Here is a 24,846-nt window from a genome sequence, read left to right on the forward strand (position 1 = left end):
ATCAAAATCCAAATTGCGGTAATAATGCTTTGAGTTCAAAACGATAGTGCTATACATCAAATTACGGGTTAATAGCTTAGCGACAGTAAAATAAAAAGCAAAAGGGGAAGGTAACAATTTGTATTAATTTTTGATTAAAAATTGCATTGATTGCTGACTTATTGGCAACTTAATACTACAGCCGTATTTCTCTTTTCAACAGAAGAGCCACGATAGTATTGTGGGTCTCAATGTTATCAATATATTTATAATTTGTTATAAATAATGAGTTATTACATGCATTCGCGACGATAAAATCAGCAACTTTCAGAATATTCCTATATGATCTCCAAGGAAAATCTGATGAATTATTCATCATCTATGTTAACGAATAAGTAAGGTAAAAACATGATGATGATTTTAGTCAGATCCACTCTCCAACGGGTCAGTCAATGGAGAAGCAAATAGATGGCAATCGGATATTTCCTGCTCGTTGGTGACAAGACCACTTGTGGCGGCCAGATTATTACCGGTGACCCCACCATGACATTTAATGGTCGGGCAACGGCTCGTGAAGGGGATAAGGTGACCTGTGGTAAACATCCCGGTACTTACCTGATTGTCGGTGGTGTCTCAGATGTGTTTGACATGGGGCGCAAGCTGGCGGGTACGCTGGACAGTGTGAGTATGTGCCCCTGTCGGGCCAGATTCATTAATTCGGAGATGGACAGTTACGAAAAGCGGGAGCAGCCCAATCATCCGGCCACCGCGCCGGTGAATATGGCGGCCCAGAATTTCTCGTCGCCGTTGAAAGAAGCGGAAAGCGTTCAGTCCGGGCCGCCTCCGGTGATAAAAGCGCCGCCTCCAACACCGGTGTTTACCAAGTCCTGCCTGCGAGGTAAAGGCTGTACCGATGCCGGAACTGACGCTGAACCGGTGGACAATTTCGGGCGAATGGGGATCTATCAGGTTTCATCATCTCCCGCTCCGGTGACGACGCCGAAGCCAGAACCGCCCCCATAAAGCAAGCAACATCCATCTGAACCGGATAAACCGCAGGATAAAAAATTGCCGTGGTATAAACGGTGGTTTAGTGATGGCAAAGATAAAGCCGAAGCCGCCGCGACCGCTGTAGCGGCGACTGCCCGCAGCGCGGGAGCGGAAGGGGAAGCGCTGGTAATGCGTTACATTGGTGGCAGTGCGGTCAGTGCCGGGCGCTGGCTGGCGGCACCCAATCCGGTAACGGTTGGGCTAATGGGGCTGTTCTATTCGCCACAGCTGAATCAGGGGGAAGAGGATTACTTAAGTCAGTATCAACTCAGGCAAATAGCGGAACAGTTTGGTAAAGCCCCGACTCGTATTCGTTTCCGCTGGATCAGAGATGAAAAAAGCGGCAGGATGACCGTTCAGGGGTATCACGTCAGCCCGGAAAGTGGTCTGGATAAAGTGCCGGTTCATATGATGAGATTGAACCGGACTACGGGGAATTACGAGTTCTGGGAACCGGGAGAAAACAGGCCGACGATTTTATGGACGCCGAACGAACAGGAATTTAAAGTGCCGGCCCATACCGGGAATGAAGAACCGCTGTTTATTCCGGCGCAAATAATCGTATTGCCGATCCCGGATAAAGTGGGCAGCGATATTGAATCGCTCCCGATGCCGGAAGAAAAGGATTTTCGCGATTATATTCTGGTGCTTCCCATCCCGAATATGCCACCGGTGTATGTGTATTTAAGTAAACCGCCGGTGAAACCTTTGGAAGTGGGAGAATATCAGGATCTGGCTGGACGTAGCCGTAATGATGGAATGGATATTGATCATATTCCGTCTAAGGCGGCATTGAAATTGTTTCTAAAAAATAAGTTAGGTAAGGCTGCAACGGATAAAGACATAGATAAGATACTCAATAGTGGTGTATCCATAGCTATTCCTCATAGAGTTCACAGAGGCTATAGTGAAACTTATAAAGGTAGGAATACAAAGGCGAAACAAGTTAAAGACGCGTCAGATATTAGAGCGGCGGTAGACAGTAATTTTGATGCTCAAGTTCCTGGCCTACGAGAAGAAGGCTATACAGATGAGCAGTTGAACAAGGCACGAGAAGAATTACACCAACTGAATAAAGAACAAGGGTGGTATAAATAGTGGCTGACATTACGAAATTAATTAAATATCTTGGAAGAACCGTTGAAACGTTAGTTGAAGATGGTGAGATATCTAAAGGAATATTTAAGTTTCATTTTGAAGGGGATGAATCGTTCAATTGCGAACCTGAAAAAGGAATCACATTAGTTTTTGATTCTAAATCCAGGCAATTGAATTCAGTCCAGATAACTCTAATTGATATACATGGTGATCATGAAGAATATAATGGTAGTTTGCCTTATCCATTCTTACCTTTAATGGATAAGGCAACGATAAGAGCAGAATACGGAGAACCAACGGAGTCAAAAGATATGATAAAAGCACCTGTTATAGGTGTTATTGGTGGATACGATGCTTATATAAATCGTATAAAATCTTATCCAAATGTGGAAGTCATTTTCATTTATGATGCTTATTATCGGGTGAGAGCAATTACTTTCAACACTATCTGAGAAGAGAGCTTTTTTACATACTATAATCGGCGGATAGTGGTTAGTAAACCATTGTCCGTGCATGTATGCTAGAAGTCATATATAAATGAAGAGGTTATATAAATAATTACAATCAATGTTGAAGCGTTAATAAACAGTCTGGGCAAGTCTTATCAGGAAATATTTGATGAGGGATTGATCCCTTACAAGACGAAGCCAACAGGTTTTCCCGGGGATTCTGATATATCTCTTGATATGGTTAAGGAAGGGGTTTTCTTATCATTTTTGCGGGAGAATAAAATACTCACTGAGATAACGTTAACTTTAATTGATCATAAACGACCTAATTTTATATTTCCAAATAAATTACCGTCTCCTTTAATACCGTTAATGTTCCGGCAATGGATTCATGAACATTTTGGTGATCCTGAAAAATCACTTCCACCAAGAAAAAGGTTGACTAAAGAAATTGGCTGGACCGAGCTATATACGTTATTGGATTTTCGTCTTCCAACCAGCATGCAGGTTGATTATGATCTACTAGAACAGGTCAGACTGGTGACATTCTTACCCACCTCAGCAGTACGTTGGTAGTTAATATAAAGAGGAGATTTTTCTTAAGAGCCAATTCATCAATCAGCAGTTTGAAAAGTTAAATTGAAGATGAATTGGCTTAACCGAAAATGGAATAATTAATTGAATTTTTAGCGAGGAGTAATTTCTTATTATTTGTTTCAGATAAAGTGGGCAGCGATATTGAATTGCTCCCGATGCCGGAAGAAAAGGATTTTCGCGATTATATTCTGGTACTTCTTATTCCTGTAACGATTATTTAATCGATTTACAACAAGGTTTACGCAGGATTGAAAACATTAATAAATTTATTTTCGTTTTGAAAATATATTTTTGATTAGAAAACTGATATTCTTATTTGTTATTTTTCCAAAAAATGGACATAAGTATTCACAGAGTTAATTTTTGTTTTTCATTTTTCACTGATAATTTTATAATAGGCCATTTTAAAAGTCATAGTGTTAATCTGCGATTTTAATTGGTATATAAAGTTTTAACTGTAGTGTTTACCACTTTTAACGCCTGATTTTTATCAAGTTTAATCATCATGGCATATCATGGTTTTACGTTTAATAAACGTTAATCATAGCCGATTTTAGCTTTAATGATGTTGTTTTACCTGTAATTTTGAATAGTTTTAATAAGGCATCCTCTTTATGTTTTTACGGGATAATCAACCTTTTTCAGGGTTTAAATCCTGCCAGATTAACCGTTTTATCCATTTTTTTATTGCGTTATTTTTAGGGTTTCCTTCATAAAATAGTGGGGAGAAAACATTTAAATACCCGTCCTTTCGGATAATATTTTTTCGCGCTGATCGCTTTTTAATCATGTATTAATGGTTGATGGGATTCGATTAAGCGCAGTTAATTGTCTTTTTGAAAAGCTGCATTTATTAGGTTAATCCACTCTTTATATAAAAACTTTAATATCTCTGCATTTGTGCTTTTAAATGGTTATGGCGGATTAGGTAAATGTAAAATAAACGGAGGGATAATATCGTCGATAAATCATTAAATATGGCAGTGAATAGGGTGTTTTTAGTCATGCTGTATCTTTTAAATCGGGTATTAATATGTGTTTTTTGCGCTTAAATGGATTTGTTTTTAAGAACAATATCCATGTTAAAAATAGGGTATTTCACCCTGAATAAGGGCAAGCTTTTACTGGCAACATTTAAAGGACTAGGCTTTAAGGGAAATTGGATAAATATCGGGTAAAAAGCCTTGGTTTTTCGGGTAATTATGGAAAATTTCCTGATTTATATATAACTTAACTTATAAGCCAGATAATAATTTCCATAAATATTATCACGTATAAAAAAATTGCGATTCTTTTAATTTGAAATATTTCTATTTGATTGAAACTTTTTATTAACAAATCTTGTTGATGTGAAAATTTTCGTTTGCTATTTTAACAGATATTGTCAAACGGGGGCAGTGTGTTGATGGTTCACTCAGTCACACTGACAGTCTTAAGCAGAAAGTTGTAGCGTGTTTGCAAGATGGTTAAACAGCAATTTAAGTTGAAATTGCCCTATTAAATGGATGGCAAGTATGACTAAAAAAATTTCATTCATTATTAACGGTCGAGTCGAAATATTTCCTGAAAGTGATGATTTAGTGCAATCCATTAATTTTGGTGATGATAATATTCATTTGCCAATCTTGAATGATTCTCAAGTAAAAAACATTATTGATTATAATGAAAATAATGAATTGCAGTTGCATAACATCATCAATTTTCTCTATACGGTAGGGCAAAGATGGAAAAATGAAGAATATTCAAGACGCAGGACATATATTCGTGATCTAAAAAGATATATGGGGTATTCAGCAGAAATGGCTAAGCTAGAGGCCAATTGGATATCTATGATTTTGTGCTCTAAAGGTAGTCTTTATGATATTGTAAAAAATGAACTTGGTTCTCGCCATATTATGGATGAATGGCTACCTCAGGATGAAAGTTATGTTAGAGCTTTTCCGAAAGGAAAGTCCATACATCTGTTGACGGGTAATGTACCATTATCTGGTGTGCTGTCTATATTACGTGCAATTTTAACAAAGAATCAATGCATTATAAAAACTTCATCAACCGATCCTTTTACCGCTAATGCATTAGCATTAAGTTTTATCGATGTGGACCCTCATCATCCGGTAACGCGTTCTTTGTCAGTCATATATTGGCAACATCAAGGTGATATATCACTCGCAAAAGAAATTATGCAACATGCGGATGTCGTTGTCGCCTGGGGAGGAGAAGATGCGATTAATTGGGCAGTAAAGCATGCACCACCCGATATTGATGTCATTAAGTTTGGTCCTAAGAAGAGTTTTTGCATTATTGATAACCCCGTTGACTTAATATCCGCAGCTACAGGGGCGGCTCATGATGTTTGTTTTTACGATCAGCAAGCTTGCTTTTCCACCCAAAACATATACTACATGGGAAGTCATTATGAAGAATTTAAGTTAACGTTGATAGAAAAACTGAACTTATATGCGCATATATTACCAAACACCAAAAAAGATTTTGATGAAAAGGCGGCCTATTCCTTAGTTCAAAAAGAATGTTTATTTGCTGGATTAAAAGTAGAGGTTGATGTTCATCAGCGCTGGATGGTTATTGAGTCAAATGCGGGTGTGGAACTTAATCAACCACTTGGCAGATGTGTGTACCTTCATCACGTCGATAATATTGAGCAAGTATTGCCTTATGTGCGGAAAAATAAAACGCAAACCATATCTGTTTTTCCTTGGGAGGCTGCGCTTAAGTATCGAGATGCATTAGCATTAAAAGGTGCAGAAAGGATTGTAGAAGCAGGAATGAATAACATATTTCGAGTTGGTGGTGCCCATGACGGAATGAGACCGTTACAACGATTAGTGACATATATTTCTCATGAAAGACCATCCCACTATACTTCTAAGGATGTTGCGGTTGAAATAGAACAGACTCGATTCCTGGAAGAAGATAAGTTCCTGGTATTTGTCCCATAATAGGTAAAAAATATGGAAAATAAATCCAGATATAAAACCATCGACCATGTTATTGGTGTTGAAGAAAATAAAGAAATTCATGTCTGGGAGACGCTGCCAAAAGAAAATAGTCCAACGAGAAAGAATACCCTTATTATTGCATCGGGTTTTGCCCGCAGGATGGATCATTTTGCGGGTCTGGCAGAGTATTTGTCGCAGAATGGATTTCATGTGATCCGTTATGATTCTCTTCACCACGTTGGATTGAGTTCAGGGACAATTGATGAATTTACAATGTCTATAGGAAAACAGAGTTTGTTAGCAGTAGTTGATTGGTTAAATACCCGAAAAATAAATAACCTCGGTATGCTGGCTTCAAGCTTATCTGCGCGGATAGCTTATGCCAGTCTATCTGAAATCCATGTTTCGTTTTTAATCACTGCGGTCGGTGTGGTTAATTTAAGATATACTCTTGAAAGAGCTTTAGGATTTGATTATCTCAGCTTACCCATTGATGAATTGCCAGATAATTTAGATTTTGAAGGCCATAAATTGGGTGCTGAGGTTTTTGCGAGAGATTGCTTTGATTCTGGCTGGGAAGATTTAACTTCTACAATTAATAGCATGATGCATCTTGATGTACCGTTTATTGCTTTTACTGCAAATAATGACGATTGGGTAAAGCAAGATGAAGTGATTACATTACTATCAAGCATGGGTAGTCAGCAATGCAAGATATATTCTTTACTAGGAAGCTCACATGATTTGGGTGAGAACTTAGTGGTCCTGCGCAATTTTTATCAATCGGTTACGAAAGCCGCTATCGCAATGGATAATGGTCGTCTGGATATTGATCTCGATATCATTGAACCGTCATTCGAACATTTAACCATTGCGGCAGTCAATGAACGTCGAATGAAAATTGAAATTGAAAATCAAGCAATTGCGCTATCTTAAAACCTATTGAGATAGATGGTTAATTCTATCATTCAAATAGAAATATAAGGACTCTCTATGAAATTTGGAAACTTTTTACTTACATACCAACCCCCCCAATTTTCTCAAACAGAGGTAATAAAACGGTTGGTTAAATTAGGCCGCATCTCTGAGGAATGTGGTTTTGATACCGTATGGTTACTTGAGCATCATTTCACGGAGTTTGGTTTGCTTGGTAACCCTTATGTGGCTGCTGCCTATTTACTTGGTGCAACCAAGAAATTGAATGTAGGGACTGCAGCTATTGTTCTCCCCACCGCTCATCCAGCACGCCAACTTGAAGATGTGAATCTGCTGGATCAAATGTCAAAAGGACGATTTCGGTTTGGTATTTGTCGGGGGCTTTACAACAAAGATTTTCGCGTATTTGGTACAGATATGAATAACAGTCGCGCCTTAATGGAGTGCTGGTATAAGTTGATACGAAATGGAATGACAGAGGGATATATGGAAGCTGACAACGAACATATCAAATTCCATAAGGTAAAAGTGCTGCCGACGGCATATAGTCAAGGTGGTGCACCTATTTATGTCGTTGCTGAATCTGCTTCTACGACTGAATGGGCCGCTCAACATGGTTTGCCGATGATCTTAAGTTGGATTATAAATACTAACGAAAAGAAAGCACAAATTGAGCTTTATAACGAGGTAGCTCAAGAATATGGGCACGATATTCATAATATCGACCATTGCTTATCATATATAACATCTGTAGACCATGACTCAATGAAAGCGAAAGAAATTTGCCGGAATTTTCTGGGGCATTGGTATGATTCCTACGTTCATGCCACAACCATTTTTGATGATTCAGACAAAACAAAGGGTTATGATTTCAATAAAGGACAATGGCGTGATTTTGTCTTAAAAGGACATAAAGATACTAATCGCCGCGTTGACTATAGTTACGAAATTAATCCTGTGGGAACCCCGCAGGAATGTATTGATATAATTCAAACAGACATTGATGCCACAGGAATATCAAATATTTGTTGTGGGTTTGAAGCTAATGGAACAGTAGATGAGATTATTGCTTCCATGAAGCTCTTCCAGTCTGGTGTAATGCCGTTTCTTAAAGAAAAACAACGTTCGCTATTATATTAGCTAAGGGAAATAAAATGAAATTTGGATTGTTCTTCCTTAACTTTATCAATTCAACAACTGTTCAGGAGCAAAGTATAGCTCGCATGCAGGAAATAACAGAATATGTCGACAAATTGAATTTTGAACAGGTTTTGGTGTGTGAAAATCATTTTTCAGAGAATGGCATTGTCGGCGCTCCTCTGACTGTTTCTGGTTTTTTACTTGGCCTAACAGAAAAAATTAAAATTGGTTCATTGAACCATATCATTACAACTCATCATCCTGTCCGCATAGCGGAGGAAGCATGCTTATTGGATCAGTTAAGCGAAGGAAGATTTATTTTAGGGTTTAGTGATTGCGAAAAAAAGAATGAAATGCATTTTTTTAATCGCCCTGAACAATACCAACAGCAATTATTTGAAGAGTGCTATGATATTATTAACGATGCTTTAAGAACAGGCTATTGTAATCCAGATAATGATTTTTATAATTTCCCAAAAATATCCGTAAACCCCCATGCTTATACACAAGGTGGGCCTCGGAAATATGTAACAGCAACAAATTATCATGTTGTTGAGTGGGCGGCCAAAAAAGGCATTTCTCTCATCTTTAAGTGGGATGATTCCAATGACGTTAAACATGAATATGCGAAAAGATATCAAGCTATAGCAGATGAATATGGTATTGATCTGGCAGAGATAGATCATCAGTTAATGATATTGGTTAACTATAATGAAGATAGTGAGAAAGCTAAAGAGGAAACGCGTGCATTTATCAGTGATTATATTTTTGAAATGCACCCTAATGAAAATTTCGAAAAGAAATTTGAAGAAATAATTACAGAAAACGCCGTTGGAGATTATATGGAGTGTACAACTGCGGCTAAATTGGCAATGGAGAAATGTGGTGCGAAAGGCATATTATTGTCCTTTGAATCAATGAATGACTTTACGCGTCAAATAAATGCAATTGATATTGTCAATGATAATATTAAAAAGTATCACATGTAATAAAAGGGTATGGCAGTGACTCTGTCATACCCTTTAATATTCGTTGCCGAGGTAAAACAGGTATGACTTCATATGTTGATAAACAGGAAATCACAGCAAGCTCAGAAATTGATGATTTGATTTTTTCGAGTGATCCATTAGTCTGGTCTTATGATGAACAGGAAAAGATTAGAAAAAAACTTGTGCTTGATGCGTTTCGTAATCACTATAAACATTGTCAAGAATACCGTCACTACTGTCAGGCACATAAAGTAGATGACAATATTACGGAAATTGATGACATACCTGTATTCCCAACATCAGTTTTTAAATTTACTCGCTTATTAACTTCTAAGGAGAACGAAATTGAAAGTTGGTTTACCAGTAGTGGGACGAATGGTTTAAAAAGTCAGGTGCCACGTGACAGACTAAGTATTGAGAGGCTCTTAGGTTCTGTGAGTTATGGTATGAAATATATTGGTAGTTGGTTCGATCATCAAATGGAATTGGTCAACCTAGGACCAGATAGATTTAATGCTCATAATATTTGGTTTAAATATGTTATGAGTCTGGTCGAGTTGTTATATCCTACGTCATTCACCGTAACAGAAGAACGCATAGATTTTGTTAAAACACTAAATAGTCTTGAGCGAATAAAACGTCAAGGGAAAGATATTTGTCTTATTGGTTCGCCATACTTTATTTATTTGCTTTGCCGTTATATGAAAGATAAAAATATCTTATTCTCTGGAGATAAAAGTCTTTATATCATAACGGGGGGAGGCTGGAAAAGTTACGAAAAAGAATCTCTGAAACGCGACGACTTCAATCATTTGTTATTTGATACTTTCAACCTCAGTGATATTAGCCAGATCCGTGATATATTTAATCAAGTTGAACTTAATACTTGTTTCTTTGAGGATGAGATGCAGCGTAAACATGTTCCGCCTTGGGTATATGCGCGAGCACTTGATCCTGAAACATTGAAACCGGTACCTGATGGGATGCCGGGTTTGATGAGTTATATGGATGCGTCATCAACGAGTTACCCGGCATTTATTGTTACCGATGATATCGGGATAATTAGCAGAGAATATAGTAAGTATCCCGGTGTGCTGGTTGAAATTTTACGTCGCGTCAATACGAGGACACAGAAAGGCTGTGCTTTAAGCTTAACTGAAGCATTTGGTAGTTAACTCCTTTGTTTAATTACTTGTGCGATAAACTCACTCATGTTTTGTCAAACCCTAAGCGAGGGTTCTCAACCCTCCCTGTATCGGAGGTATATGCAAGTAAAAAAGCTCAGGTGGTAAACCTGAGCTTAGGATGTTGGCTTTTAAGTGTGAAATAAATGGGTGGGTTTAAATAACGGAGTCAGTTTGGAGATATCAACTGTCTTTTCTGCTTTATCGAGGCTATAAGTTTCTTGCAGTTTTAACCACAACCGCGGAGAGCTACCAAGCACTTGTGACAGTTTTATTGCCATCTCTGGCGTGACTGCTGCTTTACACGACACTAGACGTTGAGCTGTAGACGGAGCAACATTCAATGCCCGCGCTAAATCACGAATTCCTAAACCTAGTTCCTCTAAAGAGTCAGCTATAATTTCTCCTGGGTGAGGGGGGTTAAACATTTTCATTAGTGATAATCCTCATAGTTAACGATGTACGCATCACCATCGATAAATTCGAATGTCACACGCCAATTTCCTGGAATGGTAATTGCCCACTGTCCTTGCCTGTTTCCCGTTAAAGGATGCAGATTGTATCCGGGAAGATTGATTTCCCCTATATCCTCAGCTTCGTTAATAACAGCGAGTCGTTGGCGGAGTTTGTTTGCATGTTGAGGGTTAATTCCAACAGGAACACCTTTTTCAAAAAACTGGCGCAGTCCTTTATGCTTGAAACTCTTTATCATTCCTTATCGCTCCGTGTTGCGCTACAAGAAATCTTATAACAAAGTGTTCCCTATTACGCAACATCATTTGAACTAAGGTCTGGAGGAAAGGGAGGGATGGATTCGCTGCGCTCACCCTGCGGGCCGCCTTTGGCGGTCGAACCCTCCCTGCATCGGAGGTATATGCAGCAAAAAAGCCCAGGTATTTAACCTGAGCTTTCTTTCGAATCTGGCGGTGAGGGAGGGATTCGAACCCTCGATACGTTTTCACGTATACACACTTTCCAGGCGTGCTCCTTCAGCCTCTCGGACACCTCACCATGTTTTTTCATTCCAGCAACTTTGTTTAACATCGTTGCTGCAACGGGGCGCTACTATAGGGAAAAGCGTTACAAGCGTCAACACTCTTCTGATATTTTTCTTTGGTTTTTTGATTGGTTAGCGAAATAAAGGTCAATTCGATGAATTTATATCCACCTGATGCCGCCGGAATAGTATAGATACAAGTCCTTTGGTCAGAAAAAAATAAATCCGTTAACTACTTAACATTCTCAACATTTTCATGACAGTGATTAACAAAGGGACTTGCAACCTACAGTCAATCAGATAACCCTGTATGAAAAAATAAGATGAGGATAAACAGTCATGGAGATTATCTTTTACCACCCTTTTTTTGATGCCAATCAGTGGATTCAAGGCATGCAACAACGACTGCCGAATATTAATATCCGCCAATGGAAACGAGGCGATAATGGTTATGCAGATTATGCAATGGTTTGGTTGCCACCCTATGAAATGTTGGCAAATCGCTCCGGGTTGAAAGGGATTTTTGCATTAGGAGCAGGTGTAGAAGCGATTTTAAAACAGGAACAGCAAAAACCAGGAACATTACCAGCCGGTGTGCCGTTGATGCGGCTTGAAGATGCAGGTATGAGGTTGCAAATGCAGGAATATGTGGTGGCAATGGTTTTGTACTATTTGCGGCGCATGGATGAGTATAAGTTGCAACAGGGGCTGCGTATGTGGAAGCAATTTGAGCCACATGATCGCAAAGATTTTGTCGTCGGTGTGCTGGGCGCGGGTGTTTTAGGAAGTAGTGTCGCAGAAACACTGGCTGAATGGGGGCTTTCTGTCCGTTGTTGGAGCCGTACTCCAAAGCAGATTGATAAGGTAGAGAGTTTTCACGGTAAAGATCAATTAACCGATTTTCTCTCAGGGAGTAAGGTGATTATTAATCTGCTACCAGATACACCAAAAACCCGTGGTATTCTGAATTTATCGCTGTTTAGCCAGCTAAAACCAAAGGCATATCTGATTAATATCGCGCGAGGCTCCCATTTGATAGAGCACGATCTGTTGGTGGCGATTGATAAAGGTTATATCGCCGGGGCTTCATTGGATGTGTTTGTTGAGGAACCTTTACCGGAAATGCATCCGTTTTGGACTCACCCACGTATAACGGTTACTCCACATGTTGCTGCTATTACTATTCCTGATATTGCTATGAATACGATTAGTGAAAATATTCAGCGAATTGAAAAAGGTGAATTACCAACCGGTGTTGTGGATATGGAATTGGGATATTAATCACGTCTCTTTACAGTAGGGGCGGCTATTAGGGACAATAGTGGCAAAATAGCTGTTATTTGGAAACTGAGATGAATGAATTTTCAATTGTCTGCCGTATCTTAGGTACTTTATTTAATCGCCAGCCACAAGATGCTGTTCTGAAACCTCTTCTGACGATGATTGCAGAAGGTAAATTGAAGCAGTCCTGGCCATTGGAGCAGGATGCGTTGCTGGATCGTTTGCAACAAGATTGTGATCTACCAGCAATGCAAGCTGATTATATCGCACTGTTTTGTGGAGATGATGCCAGTGTATCTGGTCATCGTTCTGGCTATACCGGTGAAAGTGAAGAGGGTGTTCGTCAATTTCTGACCGAACGGGGTATGCCATTGTCAGATGCGCCGTCCGATCAGTTTGGATCTCTGCTATTAGCCGCTTCATGGCTGGAAGATAAGGCAGCAGAAGATGAGGTTCAGGGGCAGATTGAGCTGTTTGATGAATATCTTCTGCCGTGGTGTGGGCAATTTTTAGGGAAAGTAGAAGCCCATGCGACAACGGGTTTTTATCGGACACTCGCAATCATTACCCGCGAAGCATTGCAGGCGTTAAGAGAAGAGTTAGACGCTTGATTTTGAAATGATAAAGAGGCAAATAATGTTCAATTATTTGCCTCTTTTATGAAAATTATTTATCGGTAAGTGTAATAACAAATTTGCCAGGTTTGATTTCTAACCCTTTTGCCAATTTTTTGGCGGCGGCTTCAGCTTTGCTATGATCGGGTTTCAATACATAAACCGGGTGAGTATCAAAGAAAGCGCTAAGTGATTTGTTCAAGTAAGGAACCAGTGCGTTAACCGGTTTTTCCATTTTTTCCGGTGTGATTTGGTAATCAATGACTTCTAACGCTTTCAGAAAAATAGCACCTTTTTCTGGATCAAATACAGGTTGGGCTTTTAGTGTTAACTTCATATCGGCTTTTGCCGGGCCAAGCAGGGAGGTAATATTGACTTCTGCGCGGCCAGTTAATGTTATTTTGTCCGGTTCTACCCGGCCAATTTGGCTGGAAAGTTCTGTTAATTTTATATCTGCATTAGCAAGACCATGTAATTCAATCTTTTTCTGGTAATGAACATGTTTCGCCAGATAACCATTAATTAGCTCTTCGCTGATACTGACATCCTTGAACTGATCGCAACCACTGATTAACCCCGCTAGCAGCAGTACTGCCCCCAAGAAAAATTTTCTCATATCGACTCCTTTATTTTGGAGGGCAGATTTTACCTCATTAACTGCCACTCAGCATGGCAGATTCAATTTTACGTTGATTAAACTGGCGGTGCAGGGCATACAACGTGATTAAGCCAATAGTCCCAAGCAAGAACCAAGGCAATTGCGGAATATTCAATGCGTGACCAGTATCATATAACCAACCGCCCCCGGTATAACCCAAGGCGCCGCCCAATGCCAGACCAAGACGGCTAAATCCCATATAACTACCACGCGCGCGGGGATCAGCCAGTGAAGCACTTAATGTTTCACGGGCAGGTTCCGCGGTGACGGTACCGAGATAGAACAGGCAAATAAGGCCAAACAAAGTATTTATTTCACCAATCAAGCCTATTGGAAACATACTCAAGCTCATTAGGAAAAGCCCGGCCATTAAACGCTGTTCTAGCCGGAATCGTTTTTCGCTCCAGCGGGCGAGCGGATACAGTAAAGTGAGCGATAAGGTGGCTTCAATCGCGTACATCCATTTCACCGCAGCGGGTGTCCCGGCGATTTCATTGACGATAATCGGGAACATCAGCATCACTTGTACAGACAGCATAAAGTAGCCGGTCAATGTCAGTACATAAGTGAAGAAACGGCGGTCTTTAATGACGAGCCCCATACCTTCCCAAATGGGAGTGCGGGTAGTAGAAATCCGGTAGGCAGGCAGGAACAAGGCATTCCAGATAGCGGCCAGGACGAAAACCCCGGCTCCTGTCCAGCAGACAAGTTGGAAGTCATATTGCAGCAACCAGCTGCCAATCAGCGCGCCGATAACCGCTCCAGCGCTGTCTTGCATCAACAGCAGCGAGAAGAAACGGCCACGCTCGTGCGGTCGGGTTAGTTTGATGACCAGTGCGGTCCGGGGAGGATCAAATAAGGTACCCCCCAGCGCGGATAATATGCAGGAAAGCCACAGTATCCACGGTTCAGTGGCTAAGGCGATTAAAGCAAAGCCAAGGGCGCGTAACAGCATTCCGGTGACGATCATCGGTTTTGCACCAAAACGGTCTGCAATTGCGCCCCCGAAAATGCCCAAACCTTGTTGCACAAACTGACGCAAACCAAGAGCGAAACCGACAACTAATGCAGCCCAACCGAGTTGCTCAACAAAATGTATTGATATTAAAGGAAAGACGACGAAGAAGCCCAGAACAACCAGTAAATTATCGAACAACAGGAAGTATTTACCCAGGCTACGTGCTTGCGAAACCAGTGACATTGCTCACCATTGGAATATTGAGAAGAGAGGATAATATAATTCTTCTATATTCTGTACTTAATTTAATTATTAGGATAGTGATTTATGGATAATATTTTTTTATCGTAAAGTGATGACTGGAAGGTGTGTTTTACGGGTAAGTGGTTTAAATTTTTAACGGATAAATTTGTATAGTTAGGGAGAAATAATGTTTGGTTATCGTTCCACTTTACCGAAAGTTCGTCTGATAACAGATAGAATGGTGGTGCGTTTAGTGTATGAGCGGGATGCTTATCGTTTGGCGGAGTATTATTCAGAAAATCATGAGTTTCTTAAACCTTGGGAACCGGACAGAGATAAAAGCCATTGCCAACCTTCTGGTTGGATGAACCGGCTTAATTTAATTACAGAAATGCAAAGACAGAGCGCGGCTTTTCATTTTTTGCTGCTTGAGCCGAATGAGAATGAAGTTATGGGGGTTGCAAACTTCAGTAACATATTGCGAGGTGCTTTCCATGCTTGTTATTTGGGATACTCTCTTGGTGAAAAATGGCAGGGAAAAGGGCTGATGTATGAAGCTTTACAGCCAGCTATTCGTTATATGCAACGTCAACAGGGGATACATCGGATTATGGCTAATTATATGCCAAATAATCATCGTAGTGGAAAATTGTTGGAACGATTAGGCTTTGAACGAGAAGGTTATGCCAGGAAATACCTGATGATCAATGGAGTCTGGCAGGATCATGTATTAACGGCATTGACGGATGAAAAATGGAGTGAAAAAAGTTGATGCTTAAGCTGTATTGTCACCAGATAAAGTGAAGAGGATTAGTAATGATGAATTAAATTACTGTTAAAAATCTGCCAGGTTCCCCGCACCTTATTTTTGACCCTTTTTTAAGAGGCGATTTTAATTTATTGATTTTCAATGGAATATTATTTCTCTTGTAAAAAAGGGTTTTTTCGTTGTTTTATTAAAATATACTTTAACTGTCAGTAAGTTAAGGTTAATATGCAACAATGTGTGCACTGCCGTACAGGCAGCTTAGAAAAACAGATAATTGGCAGCGTGGCCGCTCTGAGGGTGCACTGCCGTACAGGCAGCTTAGAAACAGAAGTTGGATTTAAGGTATATGCATCATACGTGCACTGCCGTACAGGTAGTTTATAAAAGTTAATGATTTATAGCGTAATGAGCTCTAGTGCATAAGCATGTGTTTATGTATACTCGCCGCGCTTATTAATAAAGTGGATGATTAGTAATGAATAATATTACCGCCTTGTCTTTGGCTGCTGTAATGTTTACTAGCGGTTGCGCTACGATTGTGGGGGATAAAACTCAGCATATTCAGGTTGATAGTAATCCATCAGGAGCCACATTCTCCATCAAAGATGAGTTAGGCAGGGTTGTTGCACAAGGGAAAACGCCTCAAGATGTGATTTTAGAGAAGTCCGACGGGAGTTATTTTGGTAAGAAAGGCTATCTGGTCTCTTTTACTAAAGAGAATTCTGAGTCTGTAACGTTACCAATTAAAGCGAGCGCTAATGGTTGGTATATTGGTGGTAATTTTATATTCGGTGGTTTAATTGGTTGGCTCTTATTTGATCCGTTTAATGGCGGGATGTATACGCTGCATCCAAAAGCAGTGATCGCTGAGCTACCTCAGAATCAGAAAGCAGTCAATGCAGAGGTAACTCAGAAACCAGTGAATGCTGGAACATCTCAGAATCAAGTAACAAATACAATTATTCTGATGTTAGACCCTAATAAGACGTTAGATCCTAATAAGGCGTTAGACCCTAATAAGATATTAGACGCTAATAAACAGGTAACGCCGTTAGGTTAAGCCAGAATGTCCGGTAGAATAATCTGGCAGATATATGACAATAAGCCCTATCCTTTTGAAAGAGCTTAATGGAATGGTTTCTCTACCCTGTGATCGGTACGCTGGCAGGGTGGAGGCTTTCAGAGAGCGGCTATCATGCAAAATATTACGCTTATTCTAATCTATGAATTTAATTAGTGTGAAATTCCGCTTAATAATGATTTGATAAATACTAACTTTTATTTTATATTTTTTCGAGTAATGTCAGTTAAATTGAAAATAAATATTCATGTCATCGTTATATAAGTTATTTATTTTTCACTCCAATGAATTATAAAAATTCCTGATAAATCGATTTATTTTAATGTCTACTAAATTCTACCCAAATCTGTATTTTGGCTGTTATAAAAGGATGATGTTTGCGTCGAACCTGATTTGCCTTTTTGTATAAATTCATAATTTATTGATTTTATTATAAAATTAAGTATTTCTTAAAAAGGTTTTTTCACCTTATAACCATTATATTCTTTTAAAATCAGCAAGTTAAATTTAATATCTAATGGTGTATTGCCGGACAGGTAGCTTAGAAAATTTTGTCAAATGAGAGTAAACTAATAGTTTACGTGCACTTTACATGCACTACTGTACAGGCAGCTTAGGAAATACATAGGAATTATCTGTATGGCAGGTTTATCAACGGAGGCAAGCATGAGTCATACCCGTTACGAAACTGATGTGCTCGCTTGGGCGAATGAACAAGCGGCATTATTGCGCGCAGGTAAATTCTCTGAGATCGATGTAGCCAATATTGCCGAGGAGATTGAGGACGTGGGCAAGAGTGAAAAACGTGAACTGGCAAGTCGTATGGCGGTTTTGCTGGCCCATCTTCTGAAATGGCAATTCCAGCCTGGGCGTCGTGGTTCAAGTTGGCAACGAACTATCAAGGAACAGAGAAAAGCACTAGTATTGCATATAAAAGAGACACCCAGTCTGAAAAACACAATTGCTGATGAGGACTGGTTTGCTAAAGTTTGGGCTGATGCAGTTTCTTCCGCTATCGACGAAACCGGGTTGGATATGTTCCCGGATGAATGTATCTGGAATATAAATCAGATCTTTTCACAAGAGTTCTATCCTGACTAAACTTCAATGAGTTGACTTATTTGGCGCACTACTTCGGTTGGTGCGTTTTTTGAAGTTTACTATTTGCATAAACAGGGCCTTCTGGCCCTTTTATCGTTCTAAATGGTGATGTAATTTATTGAAGTGTTTAACGACATGTGATGTTTTGTCGCATAAGTTTTGCGCTAATTTTCATTTATGTTATTGATTCGTAATCAGTTAACATGATTTTGGGATAAATACAATGAGTTTATTGAAGTCGCTGGCTGCGGTCAGTTCTATGACTATGTTTTCCCGGGTGCTGGGTTTTATCCGTGATGCCATTATTGCCCGCATATTTGGCGCAGGTGCGGCACCGGATGCCTTTTTTGTTGCATTTAAATTACCTAATCTATTGCGCCGTATATTTGCAGAAGGTGCATTTTCTCAGGCGTTTGTGCCAATTTTGGCAGAATATAAAAATCAACAGGGTGATGAAGCCACCCGGACGTTTATTGCCTATGTTTCCGGTATGTTGACGCTAATTCTGGCGGTTGTCACTGTACTGGGTATTTTAGCGGCACCGTGGGTGATTTATATTACGGCTCCGGGTTTTACTGATACTCCGGATAAATTTATTTTGACGACGAATCTGTTAAGAATTACTTTTCCCTATATTTTTCTAATATCACTGGCTTCGTTGGCAGGAGCGATATTAAATACCTGGAACCGGTTTTCTGTGCCTGCTTTCGCCCCGACGCTGCTTAATATCAGCATGATTGTATTTGCGTTGTTTGTCGCACCTTATTGCAATCCACCCGTGATGGCGTTGGGTTGGGCTGTGGTTGTCGGCGGTGTTTTGCAACTCGTCTATCAGCTTCCTCACCTGAAAAAAATAGGCATGCTGGTATTGCCACGAGTTTCTTTCCGTAACAGCGGAGTATGGCGGGTGATGCGGCAGATGGGACCCGCGATTCTTGGGGTTTCAGTTAGCCAAATTTCATTAATTATCAATACGATTTTCGCCTCATTTCTGGTATCTGGTTCTGTGTCCTGGATGTATTACGCTGACCGTTTGATGGAATTACCTTCCGGCGTGTTAGGTGTTGCTCTCGGAACTATTCTTTTGCCTTCCTTGGCGAAAAGTTTTTCCAGCGGAAATCATGGGGAATATACCAGGCTGATGGATTGGGGACTTCGGCTCTGTTTTCTATTGGCGTTACCCTGTGCTATTGCGTTGGGTATTCTGGCAAAACCTTTGACGGTTTCTCTTTTCCAATATGGTAATTTTACTGCATTTGATGCGGAAATGACCCAGAGAGCATTGATTGCTTATTGCTTTGGGTTGATGGGGATAATTATTGTCAAAGTGTTGGCACCGGGCTTCTATTCCCGTCAGGATATTAAAACCCCAGTAAAAATTGCGATTGCGACTTTGATTCTGACCCAGTTAATGAACCTTGTTTTTATTGGTCCATTGAAACATGCAGGGTTGGCGCTTTCTATCGGTCTGGCAGCTTGTTTTAATGCCAGTATGCTTTATTGGCAATTACGTAAACAAAATATCTTTAAGCCATTAGCTGGTTGGGGCGTTTTCTTATTTAAACTGGTTGTGGCCATTGCGGTAATGATTGCCGTATTAGCGGTGACTTTATGGTTAATGCCAGCATGGGAGCAGGGAAATATGGCAATCCGTTTGTTGAGGTTAATGATGGTGGTTATCGCTGGGGCGGGTAGTTATTTTGCCGCATTAGCTTTGATGGGATTTCGGTTGAAAGATTTCGCTCAACGCGATTTGCAATAAGTTTAGGTATATCAGCCGTTATTATCAGCTCAGGCAGAGCTAAGCTAACTTAAAATAAAAGGCGTGACAATGTGATATATCCCATATCACGCCAATTTTTTAGCAAGGCAATGATTACTCTATTAATTACATCCGTTCTACTGTCTCAATACCTAAAGTATTCAGACCTTGCTTCAGTGTTTTAGCGGTCAATAGAGCCAGTTTCAGGCGGCTTTGACGCAATTCTTCGCTTTCCGCATTGAGGATCTGGCAGTGTTCATAGAAGCCAGAGAACAGACCAGCCAGATCGTACAGGTAGGCACACATAACATGTGGTGTACCTTCACGGGCGACGGTGGTAATGGTCTCTTCAAACTGTAATAAACGGGTGGCTAACGCTTGTTCGCGATCTTCATTCAAGATAACTGGCAGTGTCAGGCTGCTTTCATCAATTTCAGCACGTTTGAAAATTGAAGCCACGCGGGTGTAAGCATATTGCATATAAGGTGCAGTATTACCTTCAAAGGCGAGCATATTATCCCAATCGAAGATGTAATCTGTGGTACGGCTCTTGGAAAGATCAGCATATTTCACTGCGCCGATACCCACAGCTGCAACGACTTCTTTTAGTTCGTCTTCTGGCATATCCGGGTTCTTTTCACGGATAAGGATATTAGCGCGTTCGATGGCTTCATCCAACAGATCAGTCAATCTGACCGTACCACCGGCGCGAGTTTTAAATGGCTTGCCATCTTTACCCAACATCATGCCAAACATATGGTGTTCCAGTGACACAGATTCTGGGATATAGCCTGCTTTACGGACAATAGCCCATGCTTGCATCAAATGCTGATGTTGACGGGAATCGATGTAGTAAAGAACGCGGTCAGCGTGCAGGGTTTCATAACGGTATTTTGCACAGGCAATATCCGTTGTGGTGTAAAGGTAACCACCATCTTTCTTCTGGATAATAACGCCCATGGATTCACCTTCTTTATTTTTATACTCTTCAAGGTAAACCACGGTTGCACCATCACTTTCTACCGCCAGTCCTTTTTGTTTCAGATCAGCGACAATACCCGGCAGCAGATCGTTGTACAGACTTTCACCCATGACAGAATTTTTAGTCAAAGTGACATTCAGACGATCATAGGTTTGCTGATTCTGGGCCATCGTGATGTCTACTAGCTTGCGCCACATGGTACGACAATATTCATCACCGCCTTGCAGTTTTACTACATAGCTACGGGCGTGAACCGCAAACTCTTCATCTTCATCGTAGTGCTTTTTCGCTTCACGGTAGAAAGCTTCCAGATCGGACAGTGCCATATCGCTGGCATTTTCATTTTGCACTTTTTCCAGATAGGCAATCAGCATACCGAATTGCGTTCCCCAGTCACCAACGTGGTTAGCGCGGATAATCTTATGACCGAGGAATTCAAGCGTACGGACCGCGGCATCACCAATAATCGTGGAGCGCAGATGACCCACATGCATCTGTTTAGCGACATTGGGAGCTGAATAATCGACAACGATAGTTTGTGGTTTGACCGGGGTAACGCCCAGTTTTTCATCTTTCAGTGCAGTTTCGATATTGGCTGCAATCCATGCTTTATCAAGAAAAATGTTGATAAAACCGGGGCCAGCGATTTCAACTTTACTGGCGATACCTTGCAGATCTAGCAGGCTAACAACTTTTTCTGCCAGTTGTCGGGGTGGCATACCCACTTTTTTCGCGGCGGCCATCACGCCATTGGCCTGATAGTCACCAAATTGTACTTTCGCAGATTGGCGGATGTGAGCTTCGCTGTCGGTTGGAGCACCGGCTGCAATCAGCGCTTGGCTGACTTTTTCTGAAAGAATCGCCTGAATATTCACCTGGTTACCTTAAATTACGAACGAGAATAGGTATATTGTAGCAAACAATACCCTATACAAAATGATTCATAAGAAAAAACGGCAGGTTTTATACCATATTCAACATATGACGTTCCACTTTACTGTTGCTTTGTGCCAGGCTGCGAAGACAAAAAACGCATTTTATCGAAAAATAGTGCAGCCAACAAAGAGGCAACTTGAAAGATAACGGGTATATAATGCCGTAATTAATATACGGCATAAGGTATCATTAATTTCAAGGCAGCAGGAGTAGTCATGGGAGTATGGCAAACGAGCGAACTGGAAAACCAGATGCTTTTTTAGGTTTGGCCACGATATTGAAAATAACGGCACCACGCACAGGGATTTGATCTAAATTAGCTAAAAGTTCTATCTGATAAGTATCTTGCTTTAATACATAATCTTCGCTTAGCAACGCATTATTCTTTCTAAAATCTTTAGCGGCATCGGTATCAAATGTTTCATGTCCAATGGCTTTAATATGGCGTTCTTCAAATAAAAATTTGAGGGCATCTATTCCCCAACCAGGTATTTGGTTATTGCCAGAATCATCTTTATTATCCATTGCTTCCTGAGATGGCCAGCGTTTACTCCAGTCAGTTCTGAGAGCAACGAAAGTACCTGCTTCGATAATCCCGTATTCTTCTTCAAATTTAAGAATATCTGCTTTAGAAAGTGAAAAATGAGGGTCCTGTTTTGCTCTTTCTGATTGATCAAGTACGATTAAAGGTAAAACCAGCTCTTTTAATTCTAGCTCATCAACATAACGGGTATTGGGAACAAAATGGCAGGGAGCATCAATGTGAGTCCCGTATTGGCCGGGAAAAGAAAATTGCTGAGTAAAAAAGCCATCTTTATAATTGAAAAGAGTTTTAAACTCTGCTGAATCAAACATAAAAAAACGTGGAGAGTCTTTATCGAAGCTGTGTGTCAAATCGACCCATTTTTTCGATTTTAATAAAGTCAGTGCTTGTAAGATGTTATCTGACATAAAAACCTCCTTTTTGATAATTATTGATGTTATTTTTACCACTATTGCATGATTAATGCTGTAAGATTTGTTGCTGTAAATAGTGATATTCCTCAGAGAATAAGATAATTGATTCTTACATTAGTTAAAATTCAAAATCCAATATAATAAAAAAATATATATTATATGTTTTTGGTTCGTGCTCTTAATGTGATTTATTTCTATTTTATTGTTATTTAATGCTTTTTTATTTTTAAATGAGTTTTATTGATTAAAATTGAAAATCTTTTGCAAATTATTTGTTGAAATTTTTGATAAAAAAGAAATCCATATCGTTTATGATTTAATTAATCCAAAATAGCTCACCAGCATTGACCTAAAAAGGAACTACATATGCTTTGGAAGAATACTTCTAACCAATTTGGTCATTTATCCGTCCTTTTACACTGGCTGGTTGCATTGGCTGTGTATGGCATGTTTGCACTAGGATTGTGGATGGTGACGTTGGGATATTACGATACGTGGTATCACAAAGCACCTGAAATTCATAAAAGCATCGGAATAGTGCTACTGATAACGATGGTTGGGCGTGTTATCTGGCGTTTTGTATCACCACCACCAAAACCATTAGCCAGTTATAGCTGTTTGACTAGGGTCAGTGCTGTTTTAATGCATATTCTGTTGTACATCTTACTGTTTGGCATTTTAATTAGTGGTTATTTAATTTCGACCGCTGATGGACAACCGATTACTGTCTTTGATTGGTTTACTGTGCCAGCCACATTAATGGGTCAGGGCAAACAGGCAGATGCTGCTGGAATGATTCATCTTTACCTTGCTTGGACGGTGGTGATTTTATCGTTATTACATACTATTGCTGCGTTAAAACATCATCTTATTGATCGTGATGCAACCCTGAAGCGTATGCTGGGTTTCCGTTCTGAATAATACAAAAAATGCTTATGGAGAATAATATGTTGTTAAAGAAGACGTTACTTGGCCTGACTGCGGGTGCATTGTTACTGAATGCAAGTTCTGCATTAGCAGCCAATTATAAAATTGATATCCCAGGCCAGCACGCCTTTATTGAATTCCGCATTCAGCATTTGGGGTATAGCTGGCTATATGGGACATTTAAAGATTTTGATGGCTCTTTCACATTTGATGAGAAAAATCCGGCAGCAAATAAAGTTGATGTGACGATCAAAATAGCCAGTCTGGACACTAACCATGCTGAGCGTGATAAACATCTGCGTAGTAAAGATTACTTTAATACAGAGAAATACCCTGAAGCAAAATTCATTTCAACTGAAGTGAAAAAAGAAGGGGAGAAATATATTGTTACAGGTGATCTGACTTTAAATGGTGTGACAAAGCCAGTGGTACTGAATGCAAAATTGATGGGTGAAGGTAAAGATCCGTGGGGTGGCTACCGCGTAGGTTTTGAAGCTTATGGTAAAATCAAACTGAAAGACTTTAATTTCCAAAAAGATTTGGGGCCTAAATCACAGGAAGCGGATTTATTAATTTCTATCGAAGGCGTTCGGGAGAAGTAATATTCTGATGACTTAATTCGGTAGTGCAATTTATTAAGGGCTGCGCATTGCGTGGCCTTTTTATTGATAGGAAAAACCCTCTTTTTAGTTGATATCATAGATTGTGGGATGCCATCTGCCAAGTGAAATGATGTGATTTTTCACTTGGCATTATATCAATGAGAGAATGTTTATTATTTTATTGTTAATACATATTTACACTATTTCTTGTAGAGGGGAGTACTGAGATTCTATTATGACCTCGACTTGGAATTCACGTGAGTTATTACCATAATTACCCGTTGTGTCATTGAATAAAAGTATTAATTCGCCATCTACAGGAACTGTTTTATGAAGTATTCCATTGCCAATTTTAAACTTTCTGTTGGCAATTTTAGCGGCGAGCGTGGCTATTGATGGCGGTTGTGGATTATTAGGTACAGGGCCATCAGGTGATGCCCATTCAGTATCACCAAGGCCATATTTCACCCATCCATGAGCAACAACAGAGATTGTATCTCCTTGTTTGAGCATAAGCCCTGTGGATGTACCGTTTATAGCGTTAGCTAGAACATTCCCTGACCAATTGTACATAGTGTTGTCTCTGAAATTGTATTTTA

At 39.9% G+C, this 24,846-nt stretch carries 21 protein-coding genes, 1 tRNA gene and 2 pseudogenes; 16 read left to right on the forward strand and 8 right to left on the reverse strand.

Annotated elements, in window-relative coordinates:
- The first annotated feature begins 447 nt into the window (after window positions 1-447).
- From C5469_RS02195 to luxE, 8 genes and pseudogenes are all read left to right on the forward strand, one after another.
- A pseudogene (locus C5469_RS02195) lies at window positions 448-2,127 on the forward strand (S-type pyocin domain-containing protein).
- Window positions 2,127-2,579 (forward strand): DUF6392 family protein, encoded by a 453-nt coding sequence (locus C5469_RS02200; protein WP_166301754.1) that lies wholly within the window; start codon window positions 2,127-2,129, stop codon window positions 2,577-2,579. The pseudogene C5469_RS02195 and the gene C5469_RS02200 overlap by 1 nt, the downstream one beginning before the upstream one ends.
- 105 nt (window positions 2,580-2,684) lie before the next feature.
- Complete coding sequence (locus tag C5469_RS02205) at window positions 2,685-3,152, forward strand: DUF6392 family protein (protein ID WP_166302354.1); 468 nt, start codon at window positions 2,685-2,687, stop codon at window positions 3,150-3,152.
- Between the two features lie 1,535 nt (window positions 3,153-4,687).
- Window positions 4,688-6,130 carry a long-chain-fatty-acyl-CoA reductase LuxC gene (luxC, locus tag C5469_RS02210; protein ID WP_166301757.1) on the forward strand — a complete coding sequence of 481 codons (1,443 nt, stop codon included), beginning with the start codon at window positions 4,688-4,690 and terminating at the stop codon, window positions 6,128-6,130.
- A 12-nt stretch (window positions 6,131-6,142) separates the two neighbouring features.
- A complete protein-coding gene (locus C5469_RS02215; RefSeq protein ID WP_166301760.1) occupies window positions 6,143-7,066 on the forward strand; it encodes an acyl transferase in 924 nt (307 codons plus the stop codon).
- 57 nt (window positions 7,067-7,123) lie between these two features.
- Window positions 7,124-8,206 (forward strand): luciferase subunit alpha, encoded by a 1,083-nt coding sequence (luxA, locus tag C5469_RS02220; protein WP_166301763.1) that lies wholly within the window; start codon window positions 7,124-7,126, stop codon window positions 8,204-8,206.
- 14 nt (window positions 8,207-8,220) lie between these two features.
- Window positions 8,221-9,195, forward strand: coding sequence for a luciferase subunit beta (gene luxB, locus C5469_RS02225; protein ID WP_166301766.1), 975 nt, complete (start codon window positions 8,221-8,223; stop codon window positions 9,193-9,195).
- Window positions 9,196-9,257: 62 nt separating this feature from the next.
- The gene (gene luxE / locus C5469_RS02230) at window positions 9,258-10,370 is read left to right on the forward strand and encodes a long-chain-fatty-acid--protein ligase LuxE (RefSeq protein ID WP_166301769.1); all 1,113 of its coding nucleotides are present in this window, start codon (window positions 9,258-9,260) and stop codon (window positions 10,368-10,370) included.
- A gap of 140 nt (window positions 10,371-10,510) precedes the next feature.
- Here luxE and C5469_RS02235 read toward each other — a convergent pair whose 3' ends face one another.
- The 3 genes from C5469_RS02235 to C5469_RS02245 form a co-directional block, all read right to left on the reverse strand.
- Window positions 10,511-10,813, reverse strand: coding sequence for a HigA family addiction module antitoxin (locus C5469_RS02235; protein WP_036774941.1), 303 nt, complete (start codon window positions 10,811-10,813; stop codon window positions 10,511-10,513).
- A complete protein-coding gene (locus C5469_RS02240; RefSeq protein WP_166301772.1) occupies window positions 10,813-11,091 on the reverse strand; it encodes a type II toxin-antitoxin system RelE/ParE family toxin in 279 nt (92 codons plus the stop codon). Before C5469_RS02240 ends, C5469_RS02235 begins: the two co-directional genes overlap by 1 nt.
- Before the next feature lie 209 nt (window positions 11,092-11,300).
- Window positions 11,301-11,390, reverse strand: a tRNA-Ser gene (locus tag C5469_RS02245).
- Window positions 11,391-11,715: 325 nt separating this feature from the next.
- On the opposite strand from C5469_RS02245, the gene ghrA reads away from it, so the two are divergent.
- Together ghrA and C5469_RS02255 are read left to right on the forward strand one after the other, a co-directional pair.
- Window positions 11,716-12,657, forward strand: coding sequence for a glyoxylate/hydroxypyruvate reductase GhrA (gene ghrA, locus C5469_RS02250; protein ID WP_166301775.1), 942 nt, complete (start codon window positions 11,716-11,718; stop codon window positions 12,655-12,657).
- Between the two features lie 71 nt (window positions 12,658-12,728).
- A complete protein-coding gene (locus tag C5469_RS02255; protein ID WP_166301778.1) occupies window positions 12,729-13,268 on the forward strand; it encodes a TorD/DmsD family molecular chaperone in 540 nt (179 codons plus the stop codon).
- Window positions 13,269-13,323: 55 nt separating this feature from the next.
- Here C5469_RS02255 and C5469_RS02260 read toward each other — a convergent pair whose 3' ends face one another.
- Together C5469_RS02260 and mdtH are read right to left on the reverse strand one after the other, a co-directional pair.
- Window positions 13,324-13,887 (reverse strand): lipoprotein, encoded by a 564-nt coding sequence (locus C5469_RS02260; RefSeq protein ID WP_166301781.1) that lies wholly within the window; start codon window positions 13,885-13,887, stop codon window positions 13,324-13,326.
- 37 nt (window positions 13,888-13,924) lie between these two features.
- A complete protein-coding gene (gene mdtH / locus C5469_RS02265; RefSeq protein WP_166301784.1) occupies window positions 13,925-15,130 on the reverse strand; it encodes a multidrug efflux MFS transporter MdtH in 1,206 nt (401 codons plus the stop codon).
- 187 nt (window positions 15,131-15,317) lie between these two features.
- Between mdtH and rimJ the strand changes: the two genes are divergently transcribed.
- The 4 genes and pseudogenes from rimJ to murJ all read left to right on the forward strand — a co-directional run bounded on the left by rimJ (window position 15,318) and on the right by murJ (window position 19,843).
- Entirely contained in the window at window positions 15,318-15,902 is a 585-nt protein-coding gene (gene rimJ, locus C5469_RS02270) for a ribosomal protein S5-alanine N-acetyltransferase (RefSeq protein ID WP_166301787.1), read from the forward strand.
- Window positions 15,903-16,374: 472 nt separating this feature from the next.
- Window positions 16,375-16,755, forward strand: a pseudogene (locus tag C5469_RS02275) (hypothetical protein); the annotation flags it as partial.
- A gap of 891 nt (window positions 16,756-17,646) precedes the next feature.
- Entirely contained in the window at window positions 17,647-18,081 is a 435-nt protein-coding gene (locus C5469_RS02280) for a DUF29 domain-containing protein (RefSeq protein ID WP_036774974.1), read from the forward strand.
- Between the two features lie 223 nt (window positions 18,082-18,304).
- Window positions 18,305-19,843, forward strand: a complete 1,539-nt coding sequence (gene murJ, locus C5469_RS02285; protein WP_166301790.1) for a murein biosynthesis integral membrane protein MurJ — start codon at window positions 18,305-18,307, stop codon at window positions 19,841-19,843.
- 126 nt (window positions 19,844-19,969) lie between these two features.
- Here murJ and argS read toward each other — a convergent pair whose 3' ends face one another.
- Together argS and C5469_RS02295 are read right to left on the reverse strand one after the other, a co-directional pair.
- Window positions 19,970-21,700 (reverse strand): arginine--tRNA ligase, encoded by a 1,731-nt coding sequence (argS, locus tag C5469_RS02290; protein WP_166301793.1) that lies wholly within the window; start codon window positions 21,698-21,700, stop codon window positions 19,970-19,972.
- A 274-nt stretch (window positions 21,701-21,974) separates the two neighbouring features.
- Window positions 21,975-22,712 (reverse strand): cyclase family protein, encoded by a 738-nt coding sequence (locus C5469_RS02295; RefSeq protein WP_166301796.1) that lies wholly within the window; start codon window positions 22,710-22,712, stop codon window positions 21,975-21,977.
- Between the two features lie 372 nt (window positions 22,713-23,084).
- On the opposite strand from C5469_RS02295, the gene C5469_RS02300 reads away from it, so the two are divergent.
- Together C5469_RS02300 and C5469_RS02305 are read left to right on the forward strand one after the other, a co-directional pair.
- Window positions 23,085-23,639, forward strand: a complete 555-nt coding sequence (locus tag C5469_RS02300) for a cytochrome b (protein WP_149616902.1) — start codon at window positions 23,085-23,087, stop codon at window positions 23,637-23,639.
- Between the two features lie 29 nt (window positions 23,640-23,668).
- Complete coding sequence (locus C5469_RS02305; protein WP_166302357.1) at window positions 23,669-24,247, forward strand: YceI family protein; 579 nt, start codon at window positions 23,669-23,671, stop codon at window positions 24,245-24,247.
- Between the two features lie 195 nt (window positions 24,248-24,442).
- Here C5469_RS02305 and C5469_RS02310 read toward each other — a convergent pair whose 3' ends face one another.
- Window positions 24,443-24,820 carry a LecA/PA-IL family lectin gene (locus C5469_RS02310; protein ID WP_166301799.1) on the reverse strand — a complete coding sequence of 126 codons (378 nt, stop codon included), beginning with the start codon at window positions 24,818-24,820 and terminating at the stop codon, window positions 24,443-24,445.
- Between the last annotated feature and the right edge of the window lie 26 nt (window positions 24,821-24,846).

This window comes from Photorhabdus cinerea, assembly GCF_011189575.1.
In the GTDB taxonomy this organism is placed as follows: domain Bacteria; phylum Pseudomonadota; class Gammaproteobacteria; order Enterobacterales; family Enterobacteriaceae; genus Photorhabdus; species Photorhabdus cinerea.

Coding starts and splice junctions, on each gene's coding strand:
- murJ (WP_166301790.1), top strand. CDS start 18,305: ATGAGTTTATTGAAGTCGCTGGCTGCGGTCAGTTCTATGACTATGTTT.
- C5469_RS02240 (WP_166301772.1), bottom strand. CDS start 11,091: ATGATAAAGAGTTTCAAGCATAAAGGACTGCGCCAGTTTTTTGAAAAA.
- C5469_RS02260 (WP_166301781.1), bottom strand. CDS start 13,887: ATGAGAAAATTTTTCTTGGGGGCAGTACTGCTGCTAGCGGGGTTAATC.
- luxA (WP_166301763.1), top strand. CDS start 7,124: ATGAAATTTGGAAACTTTTTACTTACATACCAACCCCCCCAATTTTCT.
- C5469_RS02280 (WP_036774974.1), top strand. CDS start 17,647: ATGAGTCATACCCGTTACGAAACTGATGTGCTCGCTTGGGCGAATGAA.
- C5469_RS02300 (WP_149616902.1), top strand. CDS start 23,085: ATGCTTTGGAAGAATACTTCTAACCAATTTGGTCATTTATCCGTCCTT.
- C5469_RS02255 (WP_166301778.1), top strand. CDS start 12,729: ATGAATGAATTTTCAATTGTCTGCCGTATCTTAGGTACTTTATTTAAT.
- ghrA (WP_166301775.1), top strand. CDS start 11,716: ATGGAGATTATCTTTTACCACCCTTTTTTTGATGCCAATCAGTGGATT.
- C5469_RS02235 (WP_036774941.1), bottom strand. CDS start 10,813: ATGAAAATGTTTAACCCCCCTCACCCAGGAGAAATTATAGCTGACTCT.
- C5469_RS02310 (WP_166301799.1), bottom strand. CDS start 24,820: ATGTACAATTGGTCAGGGAATGTTCTAGCTAACGCTATAAACGGTACA.
- luxB (WP_166301766.1), top strand. CDS start 8,221: ATGAAATTTGGATTGTTCTTCCTTAACTTTATCAATTCAACAACTGTT.
- mdtH (WP_166301784.1), bottom strand. CDS start 15,130: ATGTCACTGGTTTCGCAAGCACGTAGCCTGGGTAAATACTTCCTGTTG.
- luxE (WP_166301769.1), top strand. CDS start 9,258: ATGACTTCATATGTTGATAAACAGGAAATCACAGCAAGCTCAGAAATT.
- C5469_RS02215 (WP_166301760.1), top strand. CDS start 6,143: ATGGAAAATAAATCCAGATATAAAACCATCGACCATGTTATTGGTGTT.
- C5469_RS02295 (WP_166301796.1), bottom strand. CDS start 22,712: ATGTCAGATAACATCTTACAAGCACTGACTTTATTAAAATCGAAAAAA.
- rimJ (WP_166301787.1), top strand. CDS start 15,318: ATGTTTGGTTATCGTTCCACTTTACCGAAAGTTCGTCTGATAACAGAT.
- luxC (WP_166301757.1), top strand. CDS start 4,688: ATGACTAAAAAAATTTCATTCATTATTAACGGTCGAGTCGAAATATTT.